The organism is Roseovarius lutimaris, assembly GCF_900115165.1.
Lineage (GTDB): Bacteria > Pseudomonadota > Alphaproteobacteria > Rhodobacterales > Rhodobacteraceae > Roseovarius > Roseovarius lutimaris.
Genome location: NZ_FOVP01000062.1, coordinates 1 through 2330, shown reverse-complemented (window position 1 = coordinate 2330; position 2330 = coordinate 1). Strand labels below are relative to the sequence as shown.

At 51.8% G+C, this 2330-nt stretch carries 1 protein-coding gene and 1 pseudogene; one reads left to right on the top strand and one right to left on the bottom strand.

From position 1 onward, the window contains the following. Positions 1–265: pseudogene (locus BMZ91_RS21895) on the top strand (hypothetical protein); the annotation flags it as partial. 118 nt (positions 266–383) lie between these two features. Here the strand turns inward: BMZ91_RS21895 and BMZ91_RS20900 are convergent. Beyond that, positions 384–1733: a ferritin-like domain-containing protein gene (locus tag BMZ91_RS20900; protein ID WP_092842499.1), complete on the bottom strand. Its 1350-nt coding sequence runs from the start codon at positions 1731–1733 to the stop codon at positions 384–386. Positions 1734–2330: the final 597 nt, after the last annotated feature.

The window sequence follows — 2330 nt, the reverse complement described above, 5'->3', positions numbered from 1 at the left end:
TGTTCCATGGATGCTTCCTCCTATCAGTGATGTGACCCACATCACCTTGGCACATTGCGATGCCGTCGGGAGGGGGTATCCACCCCATCAGGTCTGGGCGACATTCAACAATCTCTATTTCGAAGGCTGTGTCGATGACATCGGGAACACTCGAATGGGCAAACGGCGGCGCATGCGATGGTCTCCGCACGGAGTGCATCGCGTCGCCGTCACACGGGCCGCAGTCCTTGCCGGCAGGCTGACCGTCGCAAAGATGGCCGCTTGATCACCAAGTCTCACCCCCTCCCAGTTGAAAGCCCGACAATCGCTTGATGGATGCGGTTTTTGAGGTGACAGGGATAGGGTGGAAAAGGGAGAATTCTGCCACCCGGCTCCGCCTTCTCTCAATTCGTCAGGTGGCTTATAAGTTCTTCGGTCGCCCCGGTATCATAGCGATCGGGCAAACGGTGTTGAATCGTAGTAGAAAAATTCAATGCTTCTTGCGCGAAATTCGTGATAATTCGTTTGCTTTGTGTCGGTCCTGCACCCAGTGCATATCCCATACTGAGTGGATCGAATGGCATCCCGGAATTGTGTTGAGGCAATTCCTCCGCAATGGGCCAAATCGCTGACATCATTTGCGCCATTGCGAGCTCAACGGCGTCGTGATCTTGGGTACGGTAGCCAAGATCAAGCGTACTGAGCGCAATCCAGTAATGCAGATTTCCGAGCCACGAAGGAAGCAGCGCCTCAATCGACTCGATTTGATTTGGGTGGCCGATGTATGCCGTTGGATTGGTCGGAATATTGTATGAGGGATAGTCCGCGTGCGTCGGCGGCAGGTCCCAAGCGTTTGTTTTGCCCCCAAAGGCCTCATGTTTTGCTTCAAATGTTGCGCGGAAAAAATTGAAATGATCGTCTTCGCCCTCATCCATGATGCGGATGAGCTCTTCTCTCCATTCCGCAACTTCATCGCTGGTGATCGGGGAGTCGGATCTGCTTGCAACCTCGGCCAGCATATCCAGAATGCTGCGATAAAGGCTTCCGATGTGATTGGGCTTACGAATGCCATGATGTTCGCCAATCACATTATTGATGAATGCCTTGTCTTCATCCGTTTCAGCAAGCGAGACGTCGAAAACTTCTGAAGGTGCTTCGACATACACATATTTCGCCAAGGCCGACTTGCTGAGTCGTTCCAACTCGAAAGTGAACGGGTAGATATCAGGTTCATACGGGAAATCCTGACGATCCAGATGAGGGCAACTGCCAAGTGCCACAAGCAACCTATTGACGGCGGCCAGGTGCTGCATTTCCTGAATGGCAACACCAATCATGTTGTCAGCGGTTGCAGAGCCGTAACCGGCAAGATCACGGTATGGCTCGCGCAAAGAAAATGCGCAGAAGAGATACTGAAGCATCAGTGCGTGTTCGATTTCTGCCGCTTCACGAAGCAGTCGCAGAAGCTCCAAATACGGATCAACGAAGTCACGAACGATAGCCCCGGAAGCATGCAAGTTGGGGGTATCCGTCTTCGTATTGCGCAGTGTTCCCTTACGCACCGAAGCAGGTGGTGGAGCCGGTTTGCTCTCCTCAGCTTGCGCCGGGTTCTGAAACATCGCGATTGCAACTGGTGCGGCAATTCCTTGGGCCATCGAGAGCTTTAGAAAGGCGCGCCGATCACGATCTGCAACTGAATCGGTTGCCCGCGCTTTGCGCCTCGGATGAAACAGGCTAGAAAATTCTTTGTTCATAATCTTACTACCTATCTAATGCGTGTCGTTGGTTAAATTCAACGTTTCGATTTCAATAAGCGTATCGTATATTAATACATAAAACAGGCGATGTGTCAATTGGCGTTGAAGTTTGGATCTGACTCAAAGTCGGCGTTGCTGCACGAACAGGAGCTGTTCTGGTAGTTGAGGAATTTGCCTTTGATCGGCTGTCACGGTTCCCTTGATTTTTGGGCGCAGGCATAAAAATACTGAAGAAAATCAATTTTTGGCTGTGCCTTTAATTAGGCGATTGTATGTTTGATAAACTCGGATTGCGAAGCTGTTCTGCAAGCCACTAAGTCTTGTTCACCCAGTCGTCTTGTTCCGAATTGTCCGGCTTCTTACCAGCTTTAGCTATTTTCTTGAGCCTGGCATCAAAGCGGGCGTCGTCGTCGCACTCCAAGGCGCGCGCAGCTTCTTTGAGGTTTTATGGTAAGCGGTGCGCTGACCTTGCAGTTACCGGCCGTGTTGCACAGATCAACTGCAACTCAGAACGCGCCCTACCTGAGACGGACTTCAGGCGGTGCGTTCGAAATGCGGGCGGCCAAGTCCGGTCATCCGGTTCAGAACTCGGAC